The following is a 26,480-nucleotide window of genomic DNA, read 5'->3' as shown; positions in this document are numbered from 1 at the left end:
GGATTACTCCTCCGCCAATGCCCGGCATTGTTCCGCCGGCAGGTGCAGCCAGACCGATTGACCGGGCGCGATGTTGCGCCCGGGCGGCGCGGTGACGCGCAGCTCCGTCCCGTCGTCGAGCGTGACCGTGTAGTCGCGCGTCGAGCCCAGGAAGACCTGTCGTGTCACGGTGCCGTGCAGGTGATTCTCCGCTCCAGGCGGTAGCGCTTCGAGGGCAATGCCGACCTCGTGCTGGCGCACCGAGACGGCAACTGGCCGGCCGGCGACCAGCGGCCGCCCCGTCGTGCGCAGCACGCCGCCACCGACCGAGACGCGGCCATCGTCGATTGCCTTGGCCACCAGCACGTTCGAGCCGCCGATGAAGCGGGCGACGAATTCCGAGCGCGGCCGAGCGTAAATCTCTTCCGGCGGTCCGAGCTGTTCGACCTTGCCCTTGTTCATCACCGCGATCAGGTCGGCCGTGGTCATGGCCTCGGCCTGGTCGTGGGTCACGTAGACGGTGGTGTAGCGATACTGGTCGTGCAGGCGGCGGATCTCGAAGCGCATCTCCTCGCGCAGGTTGGCGTCGAGGTTGGACAGCGGCTCGTCGAGCAGCAGCGTCTCGGGCTCGACGACCAGCGCGCGGGCGAGCGACACCCGCTGCTGCTGACCGCCGGACAGTTCGCCGGGATAGCGGTCGGCCAGCGCCTCGAGGTGCGCGGTCGAGAGGATCGCCTTCAGCTTGCTCTCGATCGTGGTGCGGTCGAGCTTCCGGATCTTGAGCCCGTAGGCGACGTTCTCGGCCACCGTCATGTGCGGCCACAGCGCGTAGCTCTGGAAGATCATCGACATCTTGCGGCCCTCGGGCGGCACCGTGCGAGAAGGCGAGGACAGTACCTTGCCGCCAACCTCGATTTCGCCTGCCGAGGGTTCGATGAAGCCCGCGATCAGCCGCAGCGTCGTGGTCTTGCCGCAGCCCGACGGGCCCAGAAGGCAGACGAGCTGGCCATGCTCCACGCGCAGCGAAACGTCGTCGACAGCGACGGCGGCGCCGTAGTGCTTGGAAAGGCCCTTCAGTTCGACTGAGGCCACGATTCCTCCCGGTTGTCTCTCACCTTATTCAAATCGTCCGGCTCACGCTATATTCGCCGCCTCATTGGAAGGATTGCCGGCATGCAGGAACAGAAAATCATCGGGCGGCGCGAAGGCGCGGTGGGCCACGTCGTCTTCAACAATCCGGCGAAGCTCAATGCCGTCTCGCTCGACATGTGGGACGGCTTCGTGGGCATCCTCAAGGACTTCGCCCAGGATCCCGAGATCCGCTGCCTCGTCGTCAGCGGCTCGGGCGGCAAGGCTTTCGTCTCCGGAGCCGACATCTCCAAGTTCGAAAGCGAACGCGCCAATGCCGAGGCGCAGGTGCGCTACGACGCCATCTCCAAGGAAGGCTACGAGGCGCTCTACGATTTTCCCAGGCCGACCATCGCCAAAATCACCGGCTACTGCATCGGCGGCGGCATGAACCTCGCGGCCTGCTGCGACCTGCGCTACTGCAACGAGGGCGCGCGCTTCGGCGTGCCGGCCGCCAAGCTCGGCCTCGGCTACGGTTTCCTGCGCATCGAGCGCTTCTCGCGGATCGTGGGCCTGCCGCGCGCCATGGAGTTCCTGTTCACGGCCAAGCAGTATTCCTCGAAGGAAGCCTACGACATGGGCCTGGTGCACGGCGTCGCCGCCGATGCCGAGCTCGACGCCATGGTCGACGGCATCACCGGCGCCATCGCCCAGAACGCGCCGCTCACGATCAGCCTCGCCAAGGCCGCGGCGCGCGAAATCGCCAAGCCCGAATCGAAGCAGGACCACGCGAAGCTCGACAGGATGGCCGAGGCCTGTTTCGACAGCGAGGACTTCAAGGAAGGCCGCCGGGCGTTCATGGAAAAGCGCAAGCCGGTCTTCAAGGGCCGCTAACGAGCACCGAGGAAACCCCATGACCGCCCTGCCCCTGTCCGACCTCACCGTCCTCGACCTCACGGCGCATCGCGCCGGCCCGACCGCCGTGCGCCAGCTCGCAGACTGGGGCGCGCATGTCATCAAGATCGAGCCGCCGCCGCCGCCGTCCGAAGGCGGCAAGAACAACGATTCGATGGGCGGCGCGCGCCACGGCTTCGACTTCCAGAACCTGCACCGCAACAAGAAGTCGATGACACTCAATCTCAAGAGCCCGGAAGGTCATGCGATCTTCATGAAGCTCGCGGCCAAGGCCGACGTCATCGTCGAGAACTATCGCTCGGACGTGAAGCATCGCCTCAAGGTCGACTACGACACGGTGGCGAAGATCAACCCGCGAATCATCTACGGCTCGATCGCGGGCTTCGGCCAGAGCGGCCCCGATGCGGCGCGTCCCGGCGTCGACCAGATCGCCCAGGGCATGGGCGGCCTGATGTCGATCACCGGCGAGCCCGGTCGCGGCCCGATGAGGGTCGGCATTCCCATTGCCGATCTCACCTCGGGTCTCCTGCTGGCGCAGGCGATCATGCTGGCGCTCTACACGCGCGAGCGCACCGGCAAGGGCCAGTGGGTCCATACCTCGCTGATCGAGGCGCAGATCTTCATGCTCGACTTCCAGGCCTCGCGCTGGCTGATGAAAGGCGAGGTGCCGAAGCAGGCCGGCAACGACCATCCGACCAGCATCCCAACCGGCGTCTTCCCGACCAGCGACGGCTACATCAACATCGCCGCCGCCGGCGACAAGATGTGGAAGCGCGCCGCGCTGGCGCTGGGCGCCCAGACGCTCATCGACCATCCCGAGCACGCCACGCCGGCCCTGCGCTCGCAGAACCGCAAGGCGCTGAACGAACGGCTGGCCGAGGTGACGAAGACCAATACCAGCGCGCACTGGATCGAATCGCTGAACAAGGCGGGCGTCCCCTGCGGCCCGATCAACACGATCGACAAGACCTTCGCCGAACCGCAGGTCCAGCACCTCGGTATCGCGCGACCGGTCCAGCATCCCGCGCTCGGCGAGATCAAGGTCGTCGGCCAGCCGATCAACCTCTCCGACTACCCGCAGCCCAAGACGCTCAACCCGACGCCGGACCTCGGCCAGCACACGGACGAAGTGCTGGCCGGTCTGGGCTACGACGCTAAGGCCATCGCCGGGCTCAAGTCCGGCGGCGCGGTGTAGGCGGTATCGCTCTCAGATACGCGAAGCGCCTTCCTGCGCTCGCAGCGCCTGATCCTCGATCTGGATGGTGCTGTGAGTCAGGCCGTACGTGTCGCGCATCGCCGCTTGCGCGGCCGCGAGAACCTCTCGCGAGCGCGCCATGTCGGCGACCACGAGATGGCAGCTCATGGAATCGACGCCGGACGTGATGGTCCAGACATGGAGGTCGTGGACCGCCGTCACGCCGGGAATGCCCAGCAGCGTCTTCTCCAGCAACGTCAGGTCGACACGGGGCGGCGTGCCTTCCATGAGGATGTGAATCGCCTCGCGCAGGAGCATCCAGGTGCGCGGGACGATGAAAAGGCCGATGCCGGCACCGATCAGGGGGTCTGCGAGCGTCCATCCGGTGAGGAGGATCACGACGGCGGCGACCAGGACGCCGAGCGAGCCCAGCATGTCGCTCATCACCTCGAAATAGGCACCCTTGACGTTGAGGCTCTCCGACGAACCCGCGGACAGCAGTTTCATGCTGACGAGATTGACGATCAGACCGGCGATGGCGACCGCCAGCATGGGCCCGCCGAGAACCTGAGGCGGGTTCAGGAAGCGATCGTAGGCCTCGTAGAGCACGAATGCCGTCACGCCCAGCAGGACGACCGCGTTGGCCAGCGCCGACAACACTTCCATGCGGACGTAGCCAAACGTTTTCTGCGGCGTTGCCGGACGCTCGCCGAAGTTGATGGCGATTAGGGCCAGGGCGAGGCCGCCGGCGTCTGTCAGCATGTGGGCAGCGTCGGCAATGAGCGCCAGGCTGCCGGTTACCAGGCCGCCGATCACCTCGACCACCATGAACGAGGCCGTCAGGAAGAACGCCCACTTCAGGCGCGTCTTGTGCTGGGCGGCAGCGGATCCGGTCGCCTGCGAGCGGCCCTGCGAACCGTGGGAATGTCCTGCTGCCATGATCGCCTCCTCCGACTTTAGTACAATGTCGGCGCCGATAGCCTACCGCTTCAGGAAACCACGCAGCGCCCGCAGAAATTCATCCGGCCGCTCGACCTGCGGCAGGTGCCCCGCCTCGGGGATCGTGACGAGCCGCGACTCCTCCAGCGTCAGTCGCATCTTCCGCGCGCCGTTCTTGTCGAGAACGGGGGAGCGGTCGGCTTCGCCCCAGATCAGCAGGACCGAGCCCTTGGGTGGCGGTGCCGCTTCCTCGCCGGACAGGAGCCGGTCGAGAACGCGGTCGACGTCGGCCGCGGTGAAGGTCGCGAGCCTCTGCGCGATCTCGGCCGGGACCTTGCTGCGATCGTGGAAGGCGAGCGGGATGACCTCGGGACCGTAATGCAGGCGCTGCAGGTTGCCACGCGCCAGGGCACGTATGGGCGTCTTGCCGGCCAGCCAGCGCAGCATCTTCGAATAGACCGGCGGCTGATAGCCGTTGACCAGCACGAGGCGGCCGCAGCGTTCGGGGTACCGGCCGGCGAAGCACCAACCGACGGTGGCACCCAGCGAATTTCCGACCAGGGTGGCGCGCTCGATGCCGAGCGCGGTGAGCAGATCGGCGAGCCATTCCGCGTAGGCGCCGAAGCTCGGCAGGCCGTCGGCTGAATGGATCGGCGGCAACTCGGGCGCCACGACGAGATGCGTGCGTTCGAGATCGTCGGTCACGGTCGACCAGTAGGCTTCCGCGCCTGCCCAGCCGCCATGCAGCAGCACGATTGCCTCGCCGGTGCCGCCGGTCCAGACTCGCGCCGAGCGTTGGCCGAGCGAAATTGTCTTTAGCTCCACGTCACGCCCTCTGAACCTATGAAGCGGGAGATATAGAAGATGGCCACGACGCGGAGAACAGCTTTGGTGACCGGCGCAGGCCGAAACATCGGCCGGGCCTGTGTGCTGGAGCTCGCCCGGATGGGCTACGACGTCGTGATCAACGGCTCTTCCGACCGCAAGGCCTGCGAGTCCGTGGCAAAGGAAGCCGCGGCCCTCGGTGTCGAAACGCTAGTCGTCATCGCGGATGTCGGCAGCCCCGAGGAATGCCGCCGCATGGCCCGGGAGGCGATCGCCAAGTTCGGCTCGGTCGACGTGCTGGTGAACAACGCCGCGCTGCGACCGGCCAAACCGTTCCTGGAGATGAGCGAGGCCGACTGGCGGCGCGTCATCTCGGTCGATCTCGACGCCGCCGTGTGGCTGTCGCAGGCCTGCCTGCCGGGTATGGTGAAGAAGGGCTGGGGCCGCATCGTCAACTTCACCGGCATGAACGCGATGCACGGCTATGCCGGCCGCGCGCCGGTCTCGGTCGCCAAGCACGGCGTGTGGGGCCTCACCAAGGCGCTGGGCAAGGAATTCGGACCGAAGGGCATCACGGTGAATGCGATCTCGCCCGGTCCGATCTCCGCCGATGTCGAGGACGACGCCGAATCGAACCACCATCGCCTCGAGACGATGGCCAAGGTCCCGCTCGGCCGCATGGGCACGCCCGCCGAGATCGGCTCGGTGCTCGGCCTGCTGGTCTCCGACGGCGGCGCTTATGTGAACTGCCAGATGATACAGGTGAACGGCGGCGGGCAGACTTGATTCGAGAGCCAGGTTTCTTTGGAAGCGCCTGTTCGACAGGGGGGCCCACCTACTCTTGAGATCAGCTTCCTCACGGAGGCGTCGTATGCCGGAAGCGGGTAGCGACAGGAACCACAGGCGCGAGGCCGGACCAGGGGCCGATTCGGCCCGCTGTCGCACCGACGTGGCATCGAATGCGCGTTCGAGCAAGCTGGACTGGGGAGAGAGCACAATGATTCATGTCATCGCCATCATCACCGCCAAGCCAGGCAATCGCGAGGAAGTGATCGGGCACTTCAAGGCAATCGTGCCGGCAGTCCACGCCGAGAAGGGCTGCATCGAGTACCGCATCACGGTCGACGCCGATGCCGGCCCGTTCGCGAAGGTCGGGACCGATACATTCGTCGTAATCGAGAAGTGGCAGAGTATGGACGATCTCAAAGCCCATATCGGCGCTGACGCAGGCCTTCAGATGCTCGCGAAGACCGAGGCGTTGCTGGCTGACCGCGTGGTCCACATCCTCGAGGATGCCTGATCCGAGCGGAGCCCGTTGCGGCCTTTGACCGACGGCGTTGCCTGCCTGCGGTGCAGGTCTGTCACTTCATAACCTGGTGCTATACCCTCAGGCCATGTCACCTCTGTCGGCCGAAAGGGTGCTCGAGGCATCGGTTGTCGGACATGCGATGACCAACCCAGGAGGACGCATGCCAAAACTTGCCATCATCGCCACGATCAAGACCAAGCCAGGCAAGCGCGACGAGTACATTGACTACGTGCGCGCTCATGCCAAGCGGTGCCGAGCGACCGAACCCGGCACCCTGGGACTGGAGATCTTCGTACCCCATGAGCAGCCTGACACCTTCATTCTGTACGAACTCTATGCGAACCAGGATGCCTTCGAATCGCATTGGAATGGTGCGTCGCACCAGCAGGTGCGCAAGGAGACGGCCGACCTTCAGCTAGACGTGACCGCCGTGCGGTGCAGTCCGGTGGAGTGACAGACAGGATTGCCGACGGCCCCGACAAATGAAGCGCAATCGGGCATATGTGCTCGAGGCGCGGCGCCACCGTATCGGACGGGCGGTGAAACCGGCGGTGAACTCGCCCACCAAGGGGCTGGGCAGGGAGTTCGGGCCCGAGGGCATCACCTTCAATGCGATCTCAGCCGATGTCGAAGACGACGACGAGTCGAACCATCATCGCCGCGAGACGATGGCCGAGGTCCCACTCGGCCGCATGGGCACATCCGCCGAAATCGGCTCGGTGCTGAGCCTGCCGGTCTCCAACGGCGGCGCCTACCTGAACGCCCAGATGATCCAGGTGAACGGCGGCGGGCAGACTTGATGAAGGAGACGAAGGTCGTCGTCCGCAACTGTCGTCCTGAGCGCAGCGAAGGACCCAATGGAACGATGAAAGGACTGCGTAGCTGGCGAGAGCTCCTTCGCTGCGCTCAGCATGACACGAGTGGGTAGCTGGGCCGCTGATTTCGCTCCGAGCCAGCTATTCCATCGGCAGGCCGGTGGTCCGCGCGATGGCGCTCCAGCGCTCGACCTCGGCCTTCACGAAGTCGCTAAAGGCCTGGCGACTCTCGAGGTCGATGCGGGCGCCCTGCTCCGCCCAGATGCGCTTGATGTCCGGCTCCGCGAGCGCGGCCTGGACGGCGGCATGGATCGCGTCGAGCGGCGCAGCGGGGGTCGCCTTGGGCGCGAACAGGCCGTACCAGGTGCTGACCTCGAAATCCTTCACGCCTGCTTCGGCGAAGGTCGGCACGTCGGGCAGCACGCTCTCGCGCCTGATGGTCGCGACGGCGAGCGCCCGCAGCTTTCCGGACTGGACGTAGGACGCCACGGTGCTGAGCGGCTGGAACGTCGCGTCGAGCTGGCCGGCCAGCAGGTCCTGCAGCGCCGGGCCGCCGCCGCGATAGGGCACGTGCATCAGCCGGATGCTGGTGCGCCGCTGCAGCAACTCGATGGCGAGATGCGGCATGGTGCCGAGACCTGACGAGCCGATGTTGATCATGTCCGGCGCCTTGCGCGCCGCCGCGAGGAAGCCAGCGAGATCCTTGACGTCGAGCCGCGTCGCATTGACCACGAGGCCGACCGGCACCCGGGCGATGTTGCTGACCGGTGCGAAGTCGCGCAGCAGGTCGAAGCCCGAATCGGGATAGACGACGGTCGCGAAGGATTGCGCGCTGTTGGCGACCAGCAGCGTGCAGCCGTCGGGCCTCGCCCGCGCCACGACCATGCCGCCCAGCGTGCCGCCGGCGCCGCTGCGATTCTCGACCACCACCGGCTGGCCGAGAGTCCGGCTGACATGCGCGGCGATAGGGCGCGCAAACGTGTCGTTCGAGCCGCCGGGCGGGAACGGCACGATCCAGTTCATCGCCCGTGGCGGACGCCATTGCTGTGCGTTCGCGGAGCCGGCCGCGCTCGCGGCCAGCAAGCCGCCCAAGGTGACACGTCGCGTAACCTTCATCGGCTTCACTCCATCTGGACGTTGGCGGCCTTGGCGATGCGGCTCCACCGCTCGGCCTCGCGCCCGATGAAATTCGCGAAATCGGCACGGCTCTCGAGTTCGACCCGCGCCCCGTGCTCGGCCCACAGGCGCTTCACATCGTCCGAGCCCAGGGCCTGCTGCACGGCGGCGTGGATGCGATCGAGGATCGCGTCAGGCGTGCGGACCGGCGCGAACAGGCCGAACCATGTGGTCATGCGAAACTCCGCCACTCCCGCCTCATGCGCCGTTGGCACGTCGGGCAGCAGCGCGTCGCGGCGGCGGTTGATCACGGCCAGCGCCTTCAGCTTGCCCGACCGCACATGGCCCGCCACAGCGGTCACCAGCACGAAGGCCGCGCCGATCTGGCCGGCCAGCAAATCCTGCAGCATCGGCGCACCACCGCGATAGGGAACATGCGTGAGCTTGGTACCCGAACGACCCTCGAAGAGCCCGATCGCGAGATGGGTGACGGTGCCAAGCCCGGCCGACCCGATGTCGATGCTGCCGGGCGCCTTTTTCGCCAGTTCGATGAAGGCTTCGAGGTTGGCCGCGTCGATGCGCGCAGGGTTGATGACCAGCGCATAGGGGACGCGACCGAAGGCGGCGATGGGCGCAAAATCCCGCACGAAGTCGAAGCCGGCCCGGGGATAGATGGTCGGCGCGTAGACGAGGCCGGTGTCGCCGACAAGCAGGGTGTAGCCGTCTGGCGCGGCACGCACGGCAACGGCCGTGCCGACGGTCCCGCCGGCGCCGCTGCGATTGTCGATCACCACCGATTCGCCGATCGCCTCGGCCACCCGCGCCGCGACGGGACGGGCGAACATGTCCGAGCCACCGCCGGCCGGAAACGGCACGATCCAGGAGACGGTGCGCGTGGGCCAATCCGTGGCGCGTGCCGGGGCCGCCGCCCCGACACCGGTCGCCATCAATCCCCCCAGCAAGCTTCGCCGTGCAATCCTGCTCATTCGGGCGGAAGCTTAGCGGCCAGCCGGCCCGGCGCAATACCGCGCGTTATTGCGGCTCGATCTTCGCCAGCTTGATGTACTTGGTCCAATCCTCGCGCTCCTTCGCCACGAAGGCATCGCATTGCGCGATGGTCCAGTCCCGCGGCGGCGGGATGAAGCCCAGTTGCTTCACGCGCTCCAGCACTGCCGGCTCGTAGATCGCATCCATGATCAGCCGGTTCAGTTTCTGTTTGATGTCGTCCGGCGTCTCCTTGCGTACCGAGAAGCAGGAGAAAGCGATGATCACGTAACCGGGGTAGGTCTCGGCGATGGCAGGAACATCGGGGAAGAGCGGCGACCGCTCCTTGGACGTAACGGCGAGCGCGCGCACATAGCCCGAGCGGACGTAGCTCTCGCCCACCACCTGGTCGGGGAACACGCAGTCGACGCGGCCGGCATTCAGATCCTGGATCGAAGCGACGGCGTCGCGGTAGGCAACCTCCTCGAACTTTACACCGGTCGTGACTTCGAACAGGGCGGCCGGCACACGTGAGGAGGCGTTGCCGTAGCCGGAGAAGAGCGGCTTGGGCTGCTTCTTCGCGTAGTCGACGAATTCCTTCACCGTCTTGTAGGGCGCGTCCTGCTTCACCAGCATGAAGTTGCCCGTCGCACCGTTGACGGCGACCGTCGTGAAGTCCGACGGATCGTAGGTCATCTGCTTGTAGAGGCTGGGATTGGCGGCCAGCGTGCTGGTCGAGCCGAGCAGCAACGTGTAGCCGTCGGCCGGCGCGTTCTTGACCTGGGTCGTGCCGATCATGCCGGTGGCGCCCGGCTTGTTCTCGATGACGAACGCCTTGCCCGTCATCGTCTCAAGCTGCTTGCCGATCAGGCGCGAGATGATGTCGGTCGAGCCGCCGGGGCCGAACGGCACCAGGATCTTCACGAGCCGCGCGGGATAGGCGTCCTGCGCCTGCGCGCCGGAACCCAACGCAGCGGTGACCGGAAGACCACCCAGGGCAGCCAGGACATTTCTACGTTTCATTTCAACGCTCCTCGATCGATACCGGACCCGTATAGATCGGCCCTGCCAAAAGGCGAGGGCGGATTGCCCGCCGTTTCGAGGGGCGACAGGTTCCGCAGACGAAAAGGCCCTCCTCCGACGGATCGGAGGAGGGCCAGGTTCCGCCCGTTGAGGCGACTTTACATGCCGAGCTGGCTGATGAACTTGGTGTTCAGGTAGGCCTCGAGCGCCTCGATGCCGCCCTCCGAGCCGTAGCCCGAGTCCTTCATGCCGCCGAACGGCACTTCCGGCAAGGCGAGACCATGATGGTTGATCGACACCATGCCGCTTTCGAAGGCGGCGCCGACCTGGGCCATGGTCTTCGAATTCGTGGTGTAGGCGTAGGCCGCGAGGCCCCACGGCAGGCGATTGGCTTCCTTCATCACCCCGTCGAAATCCTTGAACGGCGAGATCGGCGCCAGCGGACCGAACGGCTCCTCGTTCATGATCCGGGCATCGAGCGGCACGTCGGTGAGGACGGTCGGCTCGTAGAAGTAGCCCTTGTTGCCCTTGCGCTGGCCGCCGGTCTGGACCTTGGCGCCCTTGGCGAGGGCATCGCTCACGAAGCCGTCGATCGCGTGCAGGCGGCGCTCGGCGACGAGCGGGCCCATGCGCGTGTCGGCGTCGAGGCCGTTACCGACCTTGATGTTCTTGGCGTAGGCCGTGAACTTCTCGACGAACTCGGGATAGACCTTCTCGTGCACCAGGAAGCGTGTCGGTGCGACGCAGACCTGGCCGGCGTTGCGGAACTTGTTGGCGCCCAGGATGTTCACCGCCTGGTCGACGTCGGCGTCCTCGAACACGATGGCCGGCGAATGACCGCCCAGCTCCATGGTGACGCGCTTCATGTGCGCGCCGGCGAGCGCGGCGAGCTGCTTGCCGACCGGCGTCGAGCCGGTGAACGTCACCTTCTTGATGATCGGATGCGGGATCAGATATTCGCTGATTTCCGACGGCACGCCGTAGACGAGCTGGATCACGCCCTTCGGCACACCGGCGTCGACGAAGGCCTTGATGAGCTGGGCGCACGAGCCGGGCGTGTCTTCCGGACCCTTCACAATGATCGAGCAGCCGGTGGCCAGCGCGGCCGAGGCCTTGCGCACCACCTGGTTGATCGGGAAGTTCCACGGCGTGAAGGCGGCGACCGGTCCGACCGGCTCCTTCATGACGAGCTGGTGCACGTTCGGCAGGCGGGCCGGAACGATGCGGCCGTAGGTGCGGCGGCCTTCCTCGGCCATCCACTCGATGATGTCGGCGGCCAGCAGCGTCTCGCCCTTGGCCTCGATCACCGGCTTGCCCTGCTCGAGGGTCATGATCGGCGCGATCTCGTCGACCCGCTGGCGGATCAGCTCGGCGGCCTTGCGCATGATCTTGTAGCGGTCGAACGGCGAGACCTTGCGCCACTCCTGGAAGCCCCTCTCCGCCGCTTCGAGCGCGCGATCGAGGTCGGCCTTCTCGGCGTGGGCCACCTGCCCGATGACTTCTTCGGTCGCCGGATTGATGACCGGGATCGTCCGGCCGTTGGCGCCCTTGGTCCAGGCGCCATCGATCATCAGGGATACGTCGTTATAGCTCGTCATTGGTCGTCCTCCGTTTCTTAACTTCCGCGATAGGTCGAATAGCTCCAGGGCGTGCAGAGCAGCGGGACGTGATAATGCCCCTCCGGCTCGGCAATGGAAAAGCGTAAAGGCACGATGTCGAGAAATGGCGGATCGCCCTGCTCGATGCCCCTGCTGCGAAAGTGGTCGCCCACCGCAAATCTCAGCTCGTAGATGCCGATCGGCAGCGGCCGGCCGCCGATCAACGGCGCATCGGTGCGGCCATCGGCGTTGGTCACGGCGGTGGCGATACGATGGGCCCGTTCGCCGGCAAACTCATGGAGTTCGATCGCGACGCCAATCGCCGGACGGCCGGCATGAGTATCGAGCACATGGGTGCTGAGGCGTCCATTGACCTGGGGCATCCCCTCGCCCGTCACCTTGGCGGCAATGCGCAGCCGGGTGATGAAGGCGATCTCCTGCAGGGCCGTGGCGAATTCGGTCGCTGCGTCGTGGCGCAGGCGGCGCTCGAACTGGCTCAGGATCGAATCCCGCGTATGGCGGCGCACGCAGACGATGAAGGGAAAGCCGAACTTCTCCTTGTAGGCATCGTTCAGCCGATGGAATCGCGCGAACTCCTCTTCGGAAAGCGTGTCGAGGCCGACGCTCGCCTGCTCATGCCGCGACTCTTCGGTCAGTGCGCCCGCGCGAGCCGCCTTGCCGGCGAGATCGGGATGACCGCACACGAACGCGAGCTGGCGCTCGCGCGGCGCGGACCGGACCGCGCCCATCATCGCCTCGTGCAGCGCCGCGACGCTGGCGAAGGGCCGCTGACCCACGACGGCTTCGGCGACCCACGGCGCCAGCTCGAAGGTATCGCCGATCGCGGCACAGAAGTCCGCGGAGGCCGTGCGGTTCAGGTCTGCAAGAGCGTGAAACATGCCGGCCCACCTAGCATGCCCCCGGGACCGCCTCTATAGTCCGCCCTAGCAAAATCCATAGGGAGGAGCCGCAATGACCGGCCGCAACTTCACCCGCCGTCGCCTCGGCCAGACTACTCTTGCGGGAGCTGCCCTGCTCGGCGCCCCGCTCCCGCTGCGCGAAGCCTTCGCCCAGGGTGCGCCGGCCAACCTGAAGGTCGGCCTGTTGCTGCCGACCTCCGGCCTGCAGGCGCAGATCGGCCAGGCCTGCAAGCGCGGCGCCGATGTGGCGAACGACGTGTTCGCCGACATGAAGCTGCCGGTGAAGCTCGACATCGTGAACTACGATACCGAGACCAAGCCGGACGTCGCCCGCACCCAGGCCGAGAAGGCGATCGACGCGGGATGCCATATCCTGGTCGGCGCCTTCGATTCCGGCCAGACCATCGCCATCGCGCAGGTCTGCGAGCAGCGCGGCGTGCCGCTGGTGGTCAACATCGCAGCCGCGCCGCAGATCACCGAGCAGGGCTACAAGTTCGTCGTGCGCAATTTCCCGACGGCGCCGATGCTCATCACCGGCGCGCTGGCCCTGCACAAGGAAATCTTCAAGGTCTCGGGCAAGACACCGAAGACCGCCGTGCTGATGAGCGTGAACGACACGTTCGGCACGGCCATGATCAACGGCATCAAGGCGCTCTTTCCCAAGCTCGACATGCCCTACGAGCTGGTCGACACGATCAGCTACGACGTTGCGGCCAAGGATCTCTCCGTCGAGGTCGCCAAGGCCAAGGCCACCAAGGCTGAGCTACTCCTGCCGGTGAGCCGCCTGAACGACGCCAAGCTGCTGGTCCAGGAGATGGTGAAGCAGCGCTGGGAGCCGATGGGCGTCCTGAACCCCGGCGCGCCCGGCCTCTACGAGCAGGACTTCCTGAAGACCATGGGCAAGTACGGCGAGTACATGATTTCGAACGTGCCGTGGCTCGACCCGAAGTCGACGATGACGGCCGCCCTCGAGAAGCGCCACGCCGCGAAGTATCCCAACGACCAGCTCGATCTGAACGGCGGCTTCACCTTCGAGGGTATCCTGATCGCCGCCCAGGCCTGGCTCGCCGCCAAGTCGACCAAGCCGGGCGACCTGATGGAGGCGCTGCGCAAGATCAAGATCGACCAGCACGTCATGGTGGGCGGTCCGATCCAGTTCGACGCCAAGGGCCAGAACGTCAACATCAAGGCCACGGCGGTCGAGAACCTGAAGCGCAAGCCCACGGTCGTGCTGCCGCTCGAATCGGCTGCCGCCCCGCTGGTCTTCCCGATGCCGCCGTGGAACGACAAGCGCCGCACCTGACACTGCGTTTTGAGTGAAAATGAAGGATCCCTCGCTTCGTTCGGGATGACACCATTGTCGATGTTGGCGCAGTGCGCCGATGCAAGCACAGTGTCATCCCGAACGAAGTGAGGGATCCTTCAGTCGTATGGGAATTGCCGACCCGCCGCGCAGGCGAAGACCATGAGCCGATGACCGCCGACTTTCTTCTCTCGCTCGCCCAGGCGATCACCAAGGGCCTGTTGACCGGCATGGTCTACGGGCTGATGGCGCTCGGACTGTCGGTGATCTTCGGCGTCATGCGCGTGGTCAACTTCGCGCACGGCGAGATCATGGTCGTGGGCATGTATCTCGCCTGGATGGGCTTCGAATACCTGCAGCTCTCGCCGATGCTGAGCCTGCCGCTGATCGCCCTGCTGTTCTTCGGCGCGGGCTATGCGCTGCAGCGCGCCGTGATCTCGCCCTTCATCGGCCGGCCCGAGCACCAGCAGTTCCTGCTGCTGCTCGCCATCGCCATCCTGCTGGTCAATGCCTGCCTGGTGATAGCAGGCCCGGACTCGCGCGGCGTGCAGATGGACTCGCAGTTCGATTCCTACGAACTCGGTCCCTTCGTCTTCGACGCGGTCCGCGTGCATGCCGCCCTCACCGCGGTGGTGATCGCCGGCCTGCTGTGGCTCTTCTTCACCCGCACCCGCACCGGCAAGTCGATCCGCGCCGCCGCCGACAACAATCTCGGCGCCCTGGTCGTGGGTCTCGATGTGCGGCGGCTCTACGCCTTCACCTTCGGTGTCGGCGCCGCCTGTGTCGGCGCGGCCGGCGCGTTGATGATCACCATCATTCCGGTGACACCCTTCCTCGCCGCCGAATACACGCTGCTCGCCTTCGTCATCGTGATCGTGGGCGGACTGGGCAGCATGACCGGTGCGCTGGCAGGAGGTCTCCTCATCGGCGTCAGCGAAGCGGTCGCAGGCCTCCTGCTCCAGCCGTCGCTGAAGAGCATGGTCAGCTTCGGCATCCTGATCCTGGTGCTGCTGCTGCGGCCGCAGGGCCTGTTCGGCAAGAGCGGCCCATGAGGAGCGCATCGTGAGCTTCCTCGCGCGCCTCACCGACGGCGTACCGGCCCGCGCACTCTGGGGCCTCGGCCTGCTGCTCGCACTCCTGCTGGTGGCGCCGGCGCTGCTCGGCAAATACGGCCTGTCGGTCCTGATCCTGGTCCTCTATTTCGCCTTCGTGGGCCAAGCCTGGAACATCATGATGGGCTTCGCGGGGCAGCTCTCGCTCGGGCACGCGCTCTATGCCGGCGTGGGCGGCTATATCGCTGCCGGGCTTTTCTTCCACTACGGCATCGGCCCATGGGCCGGCGTGTTCGTCGCGGTCGCAGCCGCTGTCGCCGCAGGGTCGATCGTCGGCTATCTCGGCTTCCGTTTCTCGCTGGCCGGCGTCTACTTCGCGCTGCTGACGATCGCCTTCAGCGAGTTCACCCGCATCGCCTTCGATCACTGGGGCTGGGCGGGCGGCTCGGGCGGCCTCTTCCTCAAGGTCGATGCCAGTTCCGACATCCTGAACCTGCGCGGCGGGCCGCTTCTCTTCTACTATGTGATCCTGGCACTGGCGGTCGGCGCCTTCATCCTGTGCCGCGCCCTGCTGGAAAGCCGGCTCGGCCGCTGCTGGCTGGCCATCCGCGAAGACCCGGAAGCGGCGCAGGCGGTCGGCGTGCCGGTCCTGCGCTGCAAGATGATCGCGATCGTGATCTCGGCGGCGCTGACGGCGCTGGCCGGCGTCTGGAACGCCTTCTACTACAACAACCTCTTTCCGGAGACCGCCTTCGCCATGGGCCGGTCGATCGAGTTCACCCTGGCGCCGATCATCGGCGGGCTGGGCACGCTGTTCGGTCCCATCGTCGGCGCCGTGGTGCTGACCGGCCTCGGCGAGATCTTCACCGACCTGAGCGAAGTCTTCCACGTCTCAGGCCTGAAGCAGATTTTCTACGGCCTCGCGCTGCTGGTGATTGTGATGTACCGCCCGGCCGGCGTCTGGCCCTGGATCGCCGAACGCCTCGGCTTCGGGGAGAAGCGCCGATGAGCGGCGCGCGGCTCGAACTGGACGGCATCGGCAAGAGCTTCCGGGGCCTGCGCGCCGTGCACGACGTTTCGTTCGACGTTCCGGCCGGCGCCATCAACGCCCTCATCGGCCCGAACGGCGCGGGCAAGACCACCATCTTCAACATGATCGCGGGCGTCTATCGGCCGGACGCCGGGAGCGTGCGCCTCGACGGAAAACTGATTTCGGGGCTGCGCCCGGATCTCGCCTGCGACGCCGGCGTCGGCCGTACCTTCCAGATCGTGAAGCCGTTCAAGGGGCTGAGCGTGCTGGAGAACGTCACGGTGGGCGCGTTGCATCGCCGGCACGCCCTGCCCGACGCGCGCGCCTACGCCGCCGACATCCTGATGCAGCTCGGCCTGCACGACCGGCGTCACCAGGCGGCGGAGAGCCTCACTCTGCCGGATCGCAAGCGGCTCGAGGTCGCGCGGGCGCTCGCCACCGAGCCGAAGCTCCTGCTGCTCGACGAGGTGATGGCGGGACTGCGGCCCACCGAGATCGACGTGATGGTCGCCTTCCTGCAGGACCTCAACCGGCGCACCGGCCTCACCATCCTGCTGATCGAGCATGTGATGCGCGCCGTCATGGCGCTGGCGTCCAACATCGTGGTGGTGAGCTACGGCGAGAAGATCGCCGAGGGCACGCCGGCCGAGATCGCACGCCACCAGGCCGTGCTCGACGTCTATCTCGGCGAGCCGGAACCGGCATGAGCGCGCCGCTCCTCCAGGTCGAGACCCTCGACCTCTACTACGGGGACGCCCAGGCGCTGGCCGGCGTCTCGCTGGAGATCGCCGAGGGCGAGATCGTGGCCATCGTCGGCGCCAACGGCGCGGGCAAGAGCTCGCTGATCCGCTCGATCCACGGGATCGAGAAGCCGGCGCGCGGCCATGTCCGGTTCGACGGCACCGATATCACCGGCTGGCCCTCCTGGCGTGTGTGCGAGGCGGGCGTCGGCCATGTCGCCGAGGGCCGTCAGGTCTTCCCCAATCTATCCGTGCTCGAAAATCTCGAGATGGGAGCCACACCGAAGCGCGCGCGCGCTCTGGAAAAGCAGACGCTGGAGCGCGTCTTCTCCATGTTCCCGCGACTGGCGGAACGACGTCGCCAGGCGGCCGGCACGCTGTCGGGCGGCGAGCAGCAGATGCTGGCCATCGGCCGCTGCCTGATGGGCCAGCCGCGCCTCATCATGTTCGACGAGCCCTCGCTCGGCCTCGCGCCCACCATCGTGCAGGAAGTATTCCGCATCGTGCGCCGCCTCAACGAGGAGGGTCTGACCATCCTGCTGGTCGAGCAGAACGTGATGGCTTCGCTGCGCATCGCCCATCGCGGCTACGTGCTGGAGAACGGTCGCATCGAACTCGAAGGGCCGGGCGCCGACCTCCTGACCAACGACCGCGTCCGGCAAGCCTATCTCGGCCTCTGAGGCGTTGACGAGCGCCGCAGGCCGTTGCAATCCTGTGCCTTCCGGTACTCACCGCTGTCGCGTGCGACGCGGATTGGTCCGGGATGGATGTGGCTCCTCCCGACGACGGGACGACCTCCCTCCCCGGCATATTTTTGCCCATGGGGAGATTGCGAAATGAATCGTCGTGACATGCTCAAGGCCGGCCTCGCCGCCGGCGCCCTCGGTCTCGCGCCGCGCCTCGCGTCGGCGCATGCCGCGACCTACGCGCCGGTGCCGAAGGGCTGGCGCACCTACGTGCTGACGACGCGCGTCGAGCCGACAGCCGGCGCCAACAAGGCGTGGATCCCGCTGCCGACCTTCGAGGCGCCGGATTGGCAGCGCCCGGGCACCGTCACCTGGACCGGCAACGCGCGTGTTGCCGAACGGGTGCGCGATCCCAAGTACGGCGCGGAGATGCTGAGGGTCGAATGGTCGGGCGACCAGCAGTCGCCCATGATCGAGGTCGTGGCGCAGGTCCAGGCGCAGAACCGGTCGGTGGTACCAGGCAAGGGCAATACCGCACCGCTCAGCGACGCCGAGCGCAAGCTGAACCTGATGCCGACCACCTTCCTGCCGACCGATGGGCTGGTGAAGGAAACGGCTGAGGAAATCGTACGCGGCAAGCAGGGTGACGTCGCGAAAGCACGCGCGATATACGACTGGGTGGTCGAGAACACGTTCCGCAATGCCAAGACGCTGGGCTGCGGCGTCGGCGACATCACGACGATGATCCGGACCGGCAACCTGAACGGCAAGTGTGCCGACCTGAACGCGCTCTATGTCGGCCTCGCCCGCTCGGTCGGCCTGCCGGCGCGCGACGTCTACGGCATCCGCGTCATGCCGTCGGAATTCGGCTTCAAGGCGCTGGGTGCCGGCTCCGAGGTCGTGTCCAAGGCGCAGCATTGCCGTGCCGAGGTCTGGCTCACGGGCTCGGGCTGGACGCCGGTCGACCCGGCCGACGTGCGCAAGGTCGTGCTGGAGGAACCGCCGACCAACCTCGCCATGACCGACCCGAAGGTGGTCGCGGCGCGGCGGGCGCTGTTCGGTTCCTGGGAGGGCAACTGGCTCGCCTACAACGTGGCGCACGACGTGAAGCTGCCGGGCTCGAAGGAGGATCCGATCGCCTTTTTCATGTACCCACAGGCCGAGAACCGGGCGGGCTTCCTGGATTCGCTTGATCCCGACAAGTTCAAGTACCGCATCACCGCGCGTGAACTGACGGCCTGAGCCGGGCCACTGCGGCGGGCGGGGCATTCCGCTCCGCCCCGATCCGCATTATATCCGGCGCATGACCGCATCGACCGACGCGGCACCGGCAGCGGTGCCCGCCAGCCTCGTGCATCGCTACTACTTCGCGATGTCGGTGCCGTTCCTGATCGACCTGTTCACGCTCGTCGTCTACAGCGCCCTGAACGAGGCACCGCAGGTCTTCCTGCCGTCGCTGGCGATCTCGGCCCTGTTCCTCGTGGGTGGCGTGGGTCTCGGGGCCTGGCTGCTGATCCGGCCGATCCGGCATTTCATCGAAGGCCGCGCCGTATTCGCCGACATCGAGTTCCAACTGTCGCGGCTGCCACGCCATTCGGCCTTCGTGATCGGCGTGATGTACGCGCCGATGATGGCCGTCCGCCTCCTGTCCCATCGTCTGGACATCACCTTCGGCGCCACGCTGCAGCAGGTAGCCTGGCCGGACGTCATCGCCAACCTGACGGTCGGCACCGGCTTCGTCGTCGTGCTGACCTTCTTCATGGTCGCCGCCTACCTCGACCATCTGTGCCAGCAGCTCTTCCGCGCGCGCGGCGTCAACATTTCGCACTTCAAGGGCCGTTTCAGCCGCAAGGTCGCGATGGCGCTGCTGTTCGTCACCTTCTCGACCATGGTCCTGATGATCGCCGACGTGATGAGCTATTCCGGCGACCGCCTTGTCCGCGAAGTCACGTCCGACATCGCGACATCGGCGGTCGGCGCGATCTTCATGTATTACTGGGTTTCCGAGGCGCTGACGCGGCCGATCACGCGGCTGGACGGCGGCCTGCGCCGCGTCGCCGACAACGACTACACGGTGCGATTGCCGGTGACGTCCAACGACGAGCTGGGCCATGCCGCCAGCCGTTTCAACCTGATGGTCGAGGGTCTCGCCGAGAAGGCCTATCTGCGCGACACATTCGGCAAGTATGTCAGCGAAACGGTCGCCACGTCGATCCTGTCCAACCGGGGCAATACCGGCCGCAGCATCGACACCACCGCGGAGGCGACGCTGATGTTCACCGACATCGCGGGCTTCACCAGCCTGTCGGAGAGCCTGGAGCCCACCGACGTCGCCGAAGTGCTGAATGCCTATCTCCGCACCGTCGTCCCGGTGATCCAGCGCCATGGCGGCATCGTGAACAACTTCATCGGCGACGGTCTGTTCGCGAGTTTCAACCTGCCACGGCCCCTGGCGAACCACGCCGCGGCCGCGATCGCCGCGGCGCTGGACATCCAGGCGGCGCTGGCCGAGGCCCGCTTCGCCCACGGCCAGGTCCTGCACACCCGCATCGGCCTCAACACCGGCCCGGTGATCGGCGTCACCATCGGGACGGACAATCGCCTCAGCTACACGCTGCTGGGGGACGCGGTGAACGTGGCCTCGCGGATCGAGCAGCTCAACAAGAAGTTCGGCACCCGCATCCTCGCCGCCGAAAGCACGGTCGTGGCCGCCGGCGCCCAGGGCTTCTGCGAGCGGCTCGGGACCACCGACGTGCGCGGCCATCACGACGGTGTCGTGGTGTATCGCGTGGGACTGCCCCAGTGACGGCCGCAGTTACGGCCCCCGTGACCGTGACCGCGGCCGGCGACGCGCCCGCCATCGCCAGCCCGGCGGAGATCGCCGGGCTGCGCCGCCGCTACCTGCTGCGCACCGTTTCGGCCGCCGGCGTCGATATCATCTTCACGTCGGTCTTCGTGGTCTTCGCCAATGCCTGGTCCTATGCGCCGCGCTCGATGGCGGTGGGGCTCTTCCTTCTCGTCGGGATCAACTACCTGGTCTGCCGGCGCCTGTTCGACCCGATCGAAGAGTATCTGGCCGGGCAGCGCTCGTTCGAAGAGGCGCAGCGCCGGCTCACCCAGCTGCCGGTCCTGACGGCCGCGCGCGTCGCCCTCCTCGCGATGGTGATGGTGGGGTTCCGGGTGGCAGCGCCGTTCCTCTGGCCCGATGCCACGCTGCAGGGGCTGCCCACGCAGACGCTGGCCGATGCCATCGCGCTCTGCGTCCTGCTCCCGCTCTTCTACTTCACCTACATCTATTTCGTCATAAGCGACTATCTCGGCAGTCTTTGCGCCTACATCTTCGAGCGCAGCGGCCACAACCTGTCGCTGTTCTTCGGCCGCTACCGGCTGAAGCTCGGGATCGCCCTGCTGGTGATCTCTCTGGCGCCGATGACCGCCGTCATCATCGATCTCTTTTCCTATGAAGGCGTGAAGCTGCAGTTCGAGATCGCGACCGACGTCGTCATCTCTCTGATGGGTGTGGCCGTGTCGGTCTACTTCATCGGAAGATCGCTGCTACGTCCCATCCGCATCCTGTCGAGTGCGATGTCGGCGGTCGCGCAGGGCGACATGTCGGTGCGCGTTCCCGTCACCTCCAACGACGAGGTCGGGGAATTGACAGGCCAGTTCAACACCATGGTCGAGGGACTGCGCGAGCGCGAGCGGATCCGCGAGACGTTCGGACGCTATGTCGACGAGAGCGTGGCTTCGACCATCCTGCAGCGCGGCGGCGACGGCGTGCTGGCCGGCGAGACGCGCGAGGCCACGATCCTGTTCACCGACGTCTCCGGCTTCACGACGATTGCCGAGACCCTGCCGCCGGACCATCTCATCGGCGCGCTCAACGAGTATCTGGAAACCGTGCTCGCTCCCATCCGCGCGCACGGCGGCGTGGTGAACACGTTCATCGGTGACGGTCTCTTCGCCTCCTTCAACATGCCGCTCGCCTGCCCAGGCCACGCGGCGGCCGCCATCCGCGCGTCCGTCGACATCCAGCGCGCCGTCACGGGCCGCCTCTTCGGCGAAGCCAGGGTGCCGTTCGTCACCCGCATCGGGATCAGCACCGGCGCGGTCATCGGCGGATCGGTTGGCGCCGGCCAGCGGCTCAGCTTCACATTGCTAGGCGACACCGTGAACCTGGCCGCGCGGCTTGAGAAGTTGAACAAGGATCACGGCACGAGCATTCTGCTGTCGGAGACGACGCGCGCCGGCTGCGGCACCGAGTTCGTGTTCAAGCCGCTGGGCAGCACCGCCGTCCGCGGCCGCAGCGCGTCGCTCGCCATCTTCACCATCGATGCCGTCTGAGGTCCGCCGTCCATGAACCCGTCCGCCCTGTCCCCTGATCAGCTCGCCCTGCAGGCCCGCGCCCGCGAACTCGCCGCCGGCCCCGTCGCCGCCCGCGCCGCCGAGGTCGACCGCACCGAGCAGTATCCCTGGGACAATGTCGAGCTGCTGAAGGACGCGAAGCTGGTCGGCATGACGATCCCCACCCAGTATGGCGGCCAGGGCAAGAACTGGCTCGACGCCGTCCTCGCCATCGAGGCGCTGTCCTCGGCCTGTGCCGTCACCGGCCGCATCGCGGTTGAGACCAACATGGGCGCGATCAGCGCCGTCATGGCCTACGGCTCCGAAGAGCAGAAGAAAATGTGCGCCGACATGGTGCTTGCCGGCGACAAGCCCGCGATCTGCATCACCGAGCCCGACGCCGGCTCAGACGCCAACGGCATGACCACGCGCGCCGACAAGAAAGGCAACCGCTACGTCCTGAACGGCCGCAAGCACTGGATCACCGGCGGCGGTGTCTCGCGCCTGCACCTGATCTTCGCCAAGGTCTACGACGAGAAGGGCACGTTCGAGGGCATCGGCGGCTTCCTCGCCATCCGCGACGAAACCAAGGGCCTCAAGATCACCAAGCGCGAGCCCACGATGGGCCTGCGCGGCATCCCTGAAGCGGTGATCGACCTCGAGGACATGGACGTCCCGCCCTCGGCGCTCGTGATCCCGCCGCGCGGCCTGAAGAAGGGCTTCGCCGACCTGATGACGGCGTACAACAGCCAGCGGGTCGGCGCCGCCACGGTGGCGCTCGGCATCGCCGAGGGCGCCTACCAGCTGGCGCTCGACTGGTCGGAGAAGCGGCACCAGTTCGGCCGTCCGATCAACGAATTCCAGGGCCTGCAATGGAAGCTGGCCGACATGTCGATCAAGCTCTCGGCCGCGCGCGCCCTCGTTCACAACGCCGCGCGCTCGGGCGAAGGCGGCTTTCCCGACATGCTGATGGCCGCTCAGGCCAAGGTGTTCACGTCAGAGAGCGCTATCCAGGTCGTCAATGACGCCCTGCAGTTCTTCGGAGCCCGCGGCTACAGCCGCGAACTGCCGCTCGAACGCATGGCCCGCGACGTTCGCATGTTCACCATCGGCGGCGGCACGGCGGAGGTTCTGCGCAACGTCGTGGCGGGCGCGCTCCTGAAGAAGAAGCTGCCCCAGACCCGCGATGGCTGGGACAAGGAGTAGGGCAAGAAGATCATCAATGGAGCGCTCATCTCCGTTGCGCTCACGTTTCGTCGGTCCGCTTGACTTTAGCACATCGGAGTTGCGCGCTCCGATCCAGAAGCCAAACCAGCTCCGAACACCGCGCCGTGGTCGGAGAAGGATCGCGGCGGGCCGGCCCGGGTGACCTTGATCTCGCCGGATACGTTGCCCTCGGACGCATCATGAGTTGCCTCACACTGCTGGCGGCCATCAACTTGGGATGATGGCGCCTTTACCAATTCCCGGTTCGGGTGATAGCGTTCGATTGCCTTCACGACATCGTCGAGGAACCAACAGGTTATGGCGACGTCGGATGGCGAGTGGGACGCTTTGACGATCGCACCGCCCCTTCCAGGCGATGGTTGGCTCGGAGTAGTCGGGTCCAATGCTGCGAGGTCTCCATGGCGCAATCTCCGTCACTGATCTGCAAGGGGTGCTGGCAAAACCTGCGTCTTCCGGTGCCTTTGCGCGGCATCCAGTCGCTGCCGTTCCGGGTCTTCGGCCTCAAGCCGAGCCGGATGAATCCCAATACATGCACGTTCTGCGAACTGGCGTTCACCAAGATCATGCGGGCCCGCAACGTCGACATCGACGCCTCGGTGATGTTCGCCGACCTGCGCGGCTATACGGGCCTGACAGAAACCCTTCAGCCGCAGGCGATGTCCGAACTGCTCGACACCTTCTACGACGCTTGCGGCAACGCCATCTGGGCTCAGGACGGATTACTCAACAAGACGATCGGCGATGCCGTGATGGCGGTATTCAATTTCCCGATGAAGCACGCCGACCACGCGGCCCGCGCCATCGCGGCCGCAAGTCTCCTGCAGGAGGATTGTCGCGTCCGATTCGCTGAGTTTGCGCGAACGCATGGCATTGACGAGCGGTCGCTCGGCGTCGGCATAGGGATCGCTTCAGGAGTCATGAAGTTTGGCGAGTTCGGTCACTCCCATCGTGATCTAACTGCGATCGGCACGGTGGTAAATCTCGCCGCACGTGCGCAGTCCGCCGCAGTCCCCGGCGAGATCCTCGTGACGCAGCAGGTGCATGACCGTACGCCTGCCCTCGCCTGGAAAGACACTGGGCGCGACTACACCCTCAAGGGCTTTGAAGCACCGATCAGACTGTACGCGGCCCCGGGAATCACCCGCACAACAGGTGAATGATCCCAGGCCCTAACGCCCGAATCGGTTCCACTTTCCATCCCTGCCCCGCATCAGGACGAACTCCCTGCCCTTCTTTGCGGTGTCGTCGCGCGGCGTGCAGGCGATCGATATCCAGGACTCGAAATCCCAGCGCGCCGAGCAGCTTTCGGTCGCGCAGGGCAACTCGATTTCAGCCTCGGTCGCAAGCCCATCTCCCGACGGCGTGAAGATCGAGAGCGTGCCGCGTGCCGGCTGCAGCGAACAGGCCACTGTCAGGAACCGCGTCTTGTCCGACGCCCAGACCGGCGCGCCGTGGACCGTGAACAGCCGGCCGGTGCGCTTCATCACCAGCGTCCAGACGAAATCTTCGAGCCCCGGCGTGCGCACGACGTAGAAGCGGCCGGGATCGTCATAGCGCTCGTAGAGATACTGGTAACCTGCGTCACCATAGGGGCAGTCCTGCAACTCGACCGCCGAGCCGCCATCGATCGCGAGCCGCAGCCGATCGCCCTGACGTGAGACGTTGGGCACGTCCACTCGCAGGCGCGGCGCTTCCTGTGGCCATTCGATCTTTTGGCTTTCGCTTTCGTAGGTGGGATTGAGCGCACCCTTCGGCACGCAGGTCTGCGGTGCCTCACCCACCGCCTGCGCTATCGCAGGACGGGCAAGCAACAGAATGGCTAGACACAGCAGACGGACAAGCATGCACAATCTTCACATCGGATTCCTGAGCATCGTCTCCAGGCTGACGGAGCGTCCTGTCGCTTTGCTCATTCGCCGCAGGATAGGTCCGCGACGCCGGCCAGTCAGTTCGGTCGAGTGGTCGGTGTCGAAGATTCGTCTAGCAGTTGGTCCCAGAGGCGCTCGAAATGAGGGTTTCCTTCGTCAAACGCGCGTGCCATCGCGACATCGGCAATTGCCTTGTCGATCATCCCCAGGCGCCTGAAAAGTTGGCCTCGGCCTACGTAGGCGATCGGGTTCGTCGGATTGAGATCGATAGCTCGATTGAAGTCGGACAAGGCCATCTGATCATCGCAAAGCCTAGCGTACACCGTAGCGCGATTGACGTAGGCTCGATCGAAAGTCGGACTCAGGCGAACGGCCTCATCCAGATCGCTCAATGCTTCTGCGTGCTGCTGCCGCAGCATATACCCGATGCCACGACTGACAAGCGCTTCGACCTTATAGTGTGCGGTTGATTCCAAGGCAGTTGCTATGACCGTGCAGGCTTCGATGAAGCGGTCATCGGTCGAGGGTGGGCCTGAGGCGATCTCAAGGGCTTCTTCGAATTTCATGAGTCGATAACTTATCGGTGTAGTTCTTTCAATCAATAAACCAGTGGTTGTATTCTCATCTGACTCTACTGTCGAAGATCAGTCAACGTGCGATGCCCCGAGCAACGTCTCCAGGCTGACTGAACGCAACGTGGCCTCGGCGATTTCGTCGATCTCGGTCAGCACCCGTTGCAACGCGGCGCCGATCTCCGTGTCCTCGCCCGCCTCCTTGGCGCGGCTGCCCGGCGCGGGTTCGAACAGGGCGACGATATCCATGAGCGTGATGCGGCGCCTGTTGCCGGTGAAGCGATACCCGCCAGCGGCGCCCCTCCCGCCCTGGACGAGGCCGGCGGCGGAGAGCGTGCCGAGGACCTTGGCGAGCGAATGGGTCGAGACACCGAAGCGGTCGGCGAGGTCGGCCGACGACAGGGTCTGGCCCGGATCACGGGCCAGCTCGAGAATCGCGTATAGGCCAAGTCGCGTCGCTGTCTGGAGCTTCACGACAACTCCTTGTCGAGCTGCAGCGACGGGCCGGCGACCATTCCCTGCGCGCGGAAGAAGGAGAGGATGAGGTGGTCCTTGCGGTCGACCAGCGTGCGCACATGGGTGACGCCCTGGGCCTTGAACCGCGCAGCCAGCGCCTCGAACAATGCACTGCCGGCCCCCTTCAGCCGCAGCTTTGGATCGACCTGGATGGCGAACACCCAGCCGGCCGGCGGTTGGCCGAATTCCCAGGCGCGCACTTCGCCGGCGATGAACCCGACCAGTCCACCCTTGGGCGTTTCCGCTACCAGGAAATGCCGCTCCGGCGGGCCGCCGGCATAGCGGGCGAGCGTCTCCTGCCAGTAGACCGCCTTCGCCTGCCCGGTCAGGCGGGCATCGAGGGCAGATACTGCCGACAGGTCGGCCGGCTCGGCTGGGCGGATCGCGATCATTCGAGGAGAGAGAATGCTCTTGCGTCGGGAAAAGTAAATAGGTAATTCAGTACTGAATTACAGA

28 protein-coding genes are annotated in these 26,480 nt (G+C 66.0%); 16 read left to right on the top strand and 12 right to left on the bottom strand.

Annotated elements, in window-relative coordinates; all coding sequences use genetic code 11:
* Positions 1–3 precede the first annotated feature (3 nt).
* Complete coding sequence (locus tag KQ910_RS14065; RefSeq protein ID WP_216961247.1) at positions 4–1,071, bottom strand: ABC transporter ATP-binding protein; 1,068 nt, start codon at positions 1,069–1,071, stop codon at positions 4–6.
* A gap of 81 nt (positions 1,072–1,152) precedes the next feature.
* On the opposite strand from KQ910_RS14065, the gene KQ910_RS14060 reads away from it, so the two are divergent.
* Together KQ910_RS14060 and KQ910_RS14055 are read left to right on the top strand one after the other, a co-directional pair.
* Positions 1,153–1,941: an enoyl-CoA hydratase gene (locus KQ910_RS14060; protein ID WP_216961244.1), complete on the top strand. Its 789-nt coding sequence runs from the start codon at positions 1,153–1,155 to the stop codon at positions 1,939–1,941.
* A 19-nt stretch (positions 1,942–1,960) separates the two neighbouring features.
* Positions 1,961–3,157 (top strand): CaiB/BaiF CoA transferase family protein, encoded by a 1,197-nt coding sequence (locus tag KQ910_RS14055; protein WP_216961242.1) that lies wholly within the window; start codon positions 1,961–1,963, stop codon positions 3,155–3,157.
* 12 nt (positions 3,158–3,169) lie between these two features.
* Here the strand turns inward: KQ910_RS14055 and KQ910_RS14050 are convergent, their stop codons facing one another.
* Positions 3,170–4,096 (bottom strand): cation diffusion facilitator family transporter, encoded by a 927-nt coding sequence (locus tag KQ910_RS14050; protein WP_216961239.1) that lies wholly within the window; start codon positions 4,094–4,096, stop codon positions 3,170–3,172.
* Positions 4,097–4,138: 42 nt separating this feature from the next.
* Complete coding sequence (locus KQ910_RS14045) at positions 4,139–4,921, bottom strand: alpha/beta fold hydrolase (protein ID WP_216961235.1); 783 nt, start codon at positions 4,919–4,921, stop codon at positions 4,139–4,141.
* Between the two features lie 66 nt (positions 4,922–4,987).
* Here KQ910_RS14045 and KQ910_RS14040 point away from each other — a divergent pair, with 66 nt between their 5' ends.
* The 4 genes from KQ910_RS14040 to KQ910_RS14025 all read left to right on the top strand — a co-directional run bounded on the left by KQ910_RS14040 (position 4,988) and on the right by KQ910_RS14025 (position 7,030).
* A complete protein-coding gene (locus tag KQ910_RS14040; protein WP_216961233.1) occupies positions 4,988–5,707 on the top strand; it encodes an SDR family NAD(P)-dependent oxidoreductase in 720 nt (239 codons plus the stop codon).
* 211 nt (positions 5,708–5,918) lie between these two features.
* The gene (locus tag KQ910_RS14035; RefSeq protein WP_216961229.1) at positions 5,919–6,221 is read left to right on the top strand and encodes a putative quinol monooxygenase; all 303 of its coding nucleotides are present in this window, start codon (positions 5,919–5,921) and stop codon (positions 6,219–6,221) included.
* A gap of 169 nt (positions 6,222–6,390) precedes the next feature.
* On the top strand, positions 6,391–6,684 hold the full coding sequence (locus KQ910_RS14030; protein WP_216961226.1) for a putative quinol monooxygenase: 294 nt from the start codon (positions 6,391–6,393) through the stop codon (positions 6,682–6,684).
* 28 nt (positions 6,685–6,712) lie between these two features.
* Positions 6,713–7,030 (top strand): SDR family oxidoreductase, encoded by a 318-nt coding sequence (locus tag KQ910_RS14025; protein ID WP_216961224.1) that lies wholly within the window; start codon positions 6,713–6,715, stop codon positions 7,028–7,030.
* A gap of 156 nt (positions 7,031–7,186) precedes the next feature.
* Here the strand turns inward: KQ910_RS14025 and KQ910_RS14020 are convergent, their stop codons facing one another.
* The 5 genes from KQ910_RS14020 to uraD all read right to left on the bottom strand — a co-directional run bounded on the left by KQ910_RS14020 (position 7,187) and on the right by uraD (position 12,665).
* Positions 7,187–8,161: a Bug family tripartite tricarboxylate transporter substrate binding protein gene (locus tag KQ910_RS14020; protein WP_216961220.1), complete on the bottom strand. Its 975-nt coding sequence runs from the start codon at positions 8,159–8,161 to the stop codon at positions 7,187–7,189.
* Between the two features lie 5 nt (positions 8,162–8,166).
* A complete protein-coding gene (locus tag KQ910_RS14015; RefSeq protein WP_216961217.1) occupies positions 8,167–9,108 on the bottom strand; it encodes a Bug family tripartite tricarboxylate transporter substrate binding protein in 942 nt (313 codons plus the stop codon).
* An 85-nt stretch (positions 9,109–9,193) separates the two neighbouring features.
* Positions 9,194–10,168 (bottom strand): Bug family tripartite tricarboxylate transporter substrate binding protein, encoded by a 975-nt coding sequence (locus KQ910_RS14010; RefSeq protein WP_216961214.1) that lies wholly within the window; start codon positions 10,166–10,168, stop codon positions 9,194–9,196.
* 158 nt (positions 10,169–10,326) lie between these two features.
* The gene (locus KQ910_RS14005) at positions 10,327–11,766 is read right to left on the bottom strand and encodes an NAD-dependent succinate-semialdehyde dehydrogenase (protein ID WP_216961211.1); all 1,440 of its coding nucleotides are present in this window, start codon (positions 11,764–11,766) and stop codon (positions 10,327–10,329) included.
* A 17-nt stretch (positions 11,767–11,783) separates the two neighbouring features.
* Complete coding sequence (gene uraD / locus KQ910_RS14000; RefSeq protein WP_216961208.1) at positions 11,784–12,665, bottom strand: 2-oxo-4-hydroxy-4-carboxy-5-ureidoimidazoline decarboxylase; 882 nt, start codon at positions 12,663–12,665, stop codon at positions 11,784–11,786.
* 73 nt (positions 12,666–12,738) lie between these two features.
* On the opposite strand from uraD, the gene KQ910_RS13995 reads away from it, so the two are divergent.
* The 10 genes from KQ910_RS13995 (at position 12,739) to KQ910_RS13950 (ending at position 24,228) form a co-directional block, all read left to right on the top strand.
* Positions 12,739–13,989: an ABC transporter substrate-binding protein gene (locus tag KQ910_RS13995; protein ID WP_216961205.1), complete on the top strand. Its 1,251-nt coding sequence runs from the start codon at positions 12,739–12,741 to the stop codon at positions 13,987–13,989.
* A gap of 170 nt (positions 13,990–14,159) precedes the next feature.
* Positions 14,160–15,041: a branched-chain amino acid ABC transporter permease gene (locus KQ910_RS13990; protein WP_216961203.1), complete on the top strand. Its 882-nt coding sequence runs from the start codon at positions 14,160–14,162 to the stop codon at positions 15,039–15,041.
* Between the two features lie 10 nt (positions 15,042–15,051).
* Positions 15,052–16,050, top strand: coding sequence for a branched-chain amino acid ABC transporter permease (locus tag KQ910_RS13985; RefSeq protein ID WP_216961200.1), 999 nt, complete (start codon positions 15,052–15,054; stop codon positions 16,048–16,050).
* The gene (locus KQ910_RS13980) at positions 16,047–16,778 is read left to right on the top strand and encodes an ABC transporter ATP-binding protein (protein ID WP_216961196.1); all 732 of its coding nucleotides are present in this window, start codon (positions 16,047–16,049) and stop codon (positions 16,776–16,778) included. Before KQ910_RS13985 ends, KQ910_RS13980 begins: the two co-directional genes overlap by 4 nt.
* A complete protein-coding gene (locus tag KQ910_RS13975; protein WP_216961193.1) occupies positions 16,775–17,491 on the top strand; it encodes an ABC transporter ATP-binding protein in 717 nt (238 codons plus the stop codon). The genes KQ910_RS13980 and KQ910_RS13975 overlap by 4 nt, the downstream gene beginning before the upstream one ends.
* A gap of 156 nt (positions 17,492–17,647) precedes the next feature.
* Positions 17,648–18,739 carry a transglutaminase-like domain-containing protein gene (locus KQ910_RS13970; RefSeq protein ID WP_216961191.1) on the top strand — a complete coding sequence of 364 codons (1,092 nt, stop codon included), beginning with the start codon at positions 17,648–17,650 and terminating at the stop codon, positions 18,737–18,739.
* Positions 18,740–18,800: 61 nt separating this feature from the next.
* A complete protein-coding gene (locus KQ910_RS13965) occupies positions 18,801–20,303 on the top strand; it encodes an adenylate/guanylate cyclase domain-containing protein (RefSeq protein WP_216961188.1) in 1,503 nt (500 codons plus the stop codon).
* Positions 20,300–21,841 (top strand): adenylate/guanylate cyclase domain-containing protein, encoded by a 1,542-nt coding sequence (locus tag KQ910_RS27225; RefSeq protein ID WP_216961174.1) that lies wholly within the window; start codon positions 20,300–20,302, stop codon positions 21,839–21,841. Before KQ910_RS13965 ends, KQ910_RS27225 begins: the two co-directional genes overlap by 4 nt.
* Positions 21,842–21,853: 12 nt before the next feature.
* Positions 21,854–23,047 carry a 3-sulfinopropanoyl-CoA desulfinase gene (acdA, locus tag KQ910_RS13955; RefSeq protein ID WP_216961171.1) on the top strand — a complete coding sequence of 398 codons (1,194 nt, stop codon included), beginning with the start codon at positions 21,854–21,856 and terminating at the stop codon, positions 23,045–23,047.
* A gap of 419 nt (positions 23,048–23,466) precedes the next feature.
* Positions 23,467–24,228 (top strand): adenylate/guanylate cyclase domain-containing protein, encoded by a 762-nt coding sequence (locus tag KQ910_RS13950; protein ID WP_216961168.1) that lies wholly within the window; start codon positions 23,467–23,469, stop codon positions 24,226–24,228.
* 9 nt (positions 24,229–24,237) lie between these two features.
* Here KQ910_RS13950 and KQ910_RS13945 read toward each other — a convergent pair whose 3' ends face one another.
* The 4 genes from KQ910_RS13945 to KQ910_RS13930 all read right to left on the bottom strand — a co-directional run bounded on the left by KQ910_RS13945 (position 24,238) and on the right by KQ910_RS13930 (position 26,416).
* Positions 24,238–24,912: a hypothetical protein gene (locus KQ910_RS13945; protein ID WP_216961164.1), complete on the bottom strand. Its 675-nt coding sequence runs from the start codon at positions 24,910–24,912 to the stop codon at positions 24,238–24,240.
* 101 nt (positions 24,913–25,013) lie between these two features.
* Entirely contained in the window at positions 25,014–25,502 is a 489-nt protein-coding gene (locus KQ910_RS13940; protein ID WP_216961161.1) for a tetratricopeptide repeat protein, read from the bottom strand.
* Between the two features lie 78 nt (positions 25,503–25,580).
* A complete protein-coding gene (locus KQ910_RS13935; protein WP_216961158.1) occupies positions 25,581–25,982 on the bottom strand; it encodes an Rrf2 family transcriptional regulator in 402 nt (133 codons plus the stop codon).
* Positions 25,979–26,416: a GNAT family N-acetyltransferase gene (locus KQ910_RS13930; RefSeq protein WP_216961157.1), complete on the bottom strand. Its 438-nt coding sequence runs from the start codon at positions 26,414–26,416 to the stop codon at positions 25,979–25,981. Before KQ910_RS13930 ends, KQ910_RS13935 begins: the two co-directional genes overlap by 4 nt.
* Positions 26,417–26,480 lie beyond the last annotated feature (64 nt).

Origin of the sequence: Reyranella humidisoli, assembly GCF_019039055.1 — a bacterium.
In the GTDB taxonomy this organism is placed as follows: Bacteria; Pseudomonadota; Alphaproteobacteria; order Reyranellales; family Reyranellaceae; genus Reyranella; species Reyranella humidisoli.
Note: the sequence above shows the minus strand (reverse complement) of the source record. Positions and strands in the feature narration are given on the sequence as shown.

Bases quoted from the DNA above. Each gene is read 5' to 3' on its own strand.
- KQ910_RS14060 (WP_216961244.1), top strand. From the start codon at position 1,153: ATGCAGGAACAGAAAATCATCGGGCGGCGCGAAGGCGCGGTGGGCCAC.
- KQ910_RS14055 (WP_216961242.1), top strand. From the start codon at position 1,961: ATGACCGCCCTGCCCCTGTCCGACCTCACCGTCCTCGACCTCACGGCG.
- KQ910_RS14050 (WP_216961239.1), bottom strand. From the start codon at position 4,096: ATGGCAGCAGGACATTCCCACGGTTCGCAGGGCCGCTCGCAGGCGACC.
- KQ910_RS14035 (WP_216961229.1), top strand. From the start codon at position 5,919: ATGATTCATGTCATCGCCATCATCACCGCCAAGCCAGGCAATCGCGAG.
- KQ910_RS14030 (WP_216961226.1), top strand. From the start codon at position 6,391: ATGCCAAAACTTGCCATCATCGCCACGATCAAGACCAAGCCAGGCAAG.
- KQ910_RS14025 (WP_216961224.1), top strand. From the start codon at position 6,713: ATGAAGCGCAATCGGGCATATGTGCTCGAGGCGCGGCGCCACCGTATC.
- KQ910_RS14020 (WP_216961220.1), bottom strand. From the start codon at position 8,161: ATGAAGGTTACGCGACGTGTCACCTTGGGCGGCTTGCTGGCCGCGAGC.
- KQ910_RS14015 (WP_216961217.1), bottom strand. From the start codon at position 9,108: ATGGCGACCGGTGTCGGGGCGGCGGCCCCGGCACGCGCCACGGATTGG.
- KQ910_RS14010 (WP_216961214.1), bottom strand. From the start codon at position 10,168: ATGAAACGTAGAAATGTCCTGGCTGCCCTGGGTGGTCTTCCGGTCACC.
- KQ910_RS14005 (WP_216961211.1), bottom strand. From the start codon at position 11,766: ATGACGAGCTATAACGACGTATCCCTGATGATCGATGGCGCCTGGACC.
- uraD (WP_216961208.1), bottom strand. From the start codon at position 12,665: ATGTTTCACGCTCTTGCAGACCTGAACCGCACGGCCTCCGCGGACTTC.
- KQ910_RS13995 (WP_216961205.1), top strand. From the start codon at position 12,739: ATGACCGGCCGCAACTTCACCCGCCGTCGCCTCGGCCAGACTACTCTT.
- KQ910_RS13990 (WP_216961203.1), top strand. From the start codon at position 14,160: ATGACCGCCGACTTTCTTCTCTCGCTCGCCCAGGCGATCACCAAGGGC.
- KQ910_RS13980 (WP_216961196.1), top strand. From the start codon at position 16,047: ATGAGCGGCGCGCGGCTCGAACTGGACGGCATCGGCAAGAGCTTCCGG.
- KQ910_RS13975 (WP_216961193.1), top strand. From the start codon at position 16,775: ATGAGCGCGCCGCTCCTCCAGGTCGAGACCCTCGACCTCTACTACGGG.
- KQ910_RS13970 (WP_216961191.1), top strand. From the start codon at position 17,648: ATGAATCGTCGTGACATGCTCAAGGCCGGCCTCGCCGCCGGCGCCCTC.
- KQ910_RS13965 (WP_216961188.1), top strand. From the start codon at position 18,801: ATGACCGCATCGACCGACGCGGCACCGGCAGCGGTGCCCGCCAGCCTC.
- acdA (WP_216961171.1), top strand. From the start codon at position 21,854: ATGAACCCGTCCGCCCTGTCCCCTGATCAGCTCGCCCTGCAGGCCCGC.
- KQ910_RS13950 (WP_216961168.1), top strand. From the start codon at position 23,467: ATGGCGCAATCTCCGTCACTGATCTGCAAGGGGTGCTGGCAAAACCTG.
- KQ910_RS13945 (WP_216961164.1), bottom strand. From the start codon at position 24,912: ATGCTTGTCCGTCTGCTGTGTCTAGCCATTCTGTTGCTTGCCCGTCCT.
- KQ910_RS13940 (WP_216961161.1), bottom strand. From the start codon at position 25,502: ATGAAATTCGAAGAAGCCCTTGAGATCGCCTCAGGCCCACCCTCGACC.
- KQ910_RS13930 (WP_216961157.1), bottom strand. From the start codon at position 26,416: ATGATCGCGATCCGCCCAGCCGAGCCGGCCGACCTGTCGGCAGTATCT.